The organism is Colwellia sp. BRX10-9 (assembly GCF_014077405.1).
Classification (GTDB): domain Bacteria; phylum Pseudomonadota; class Gammaproteobacteria; order Enterobacterales; family Alteromonadaceae; genus Colwellia_A.
The window spans coordinates 1-731 of the sequence record NZ_JACGVV010000094.1 but is presented as its reverse complement, the minus strand read 5'-3'; the positions used below and the strand labels follow the sequence as shown (position 1 = coordinate 731).

General features: G+C 38.2%; 1 protein-coding gene. It reads left to right on the top strand.

Annotated elements, in window-relative coordinates:
* Window positions 1–160 precede the first annotated feature (160 nt).
* Complete coding sequence (locus tag H4J69_RS19610; protein ID WP_182252058.1) at window positions 161–523, top strand: tetratricopeptide repeat protein; 363 nt, start codon at window positions 161–163, stop codon at window positions 521–523.
* Window positions 524–731: the final 208 nt, after the last annotated feature.

Sequence of the window (731 nt, the reverse complement as noted above, 5' to 3'; positions counted from 1 at the left end):
GTTACAAATCCAAACTCAAAAGAATGGTTTGTTGAGCTGTAGATAGTTGCCACATAACAAGCTATTCAAACGGACGCTAAACAGTTGGCTAGCTTCGTTCCTCGCAATTTTAGCCAACAATTTTTCGCCGCTTAATAGGGCGTTATATGTCGAAATTACTATGTCATCAGTATTTAACAAAGTTAAGAGTTTAATCTCAAGCGTGTTTGAGGAGGAATCTAGTGATCTAGAAATTCGAGAATACCTTCAACGTTTGGCTAAACAAGGAGATCTTGATTGCCAATGCGACTACGCCATTGTTTGTCTTGGTGGTTTCGGTGGCTCAGTAAATATTGGACATGGAGAATACTGGTTAAATTTGGCTGCAAATAAAGGGAATAGCAAAGCTCAGTTTTTTCTTGGATATTGTTATTTTGAAGGAGAGTATCTTAAACAAGATATTGAAAAAGGTAAGTTTTGGCTTACAATTGCAGCGACGAATGGTTACAGCGAAGCATTAAAGTATGTTGAGCCAGACATATAACAAGTTACTCAAACGGACGCTAAACAGTTGGCTAGCACTCGTTCCTCGTACATTTTAGCCAACAATTTCGCGCCGCTTAGTAAGGCGTTATGTTGCAAAAGGAGATGCAGTTCATGAATCAGATTAAGAGTAACTTTCAAATATTAGCCGCTACAGCTTCAACGCTTTATTTTGGCTTGTTTGCGTATGGATCTTTTATCTTCATTAA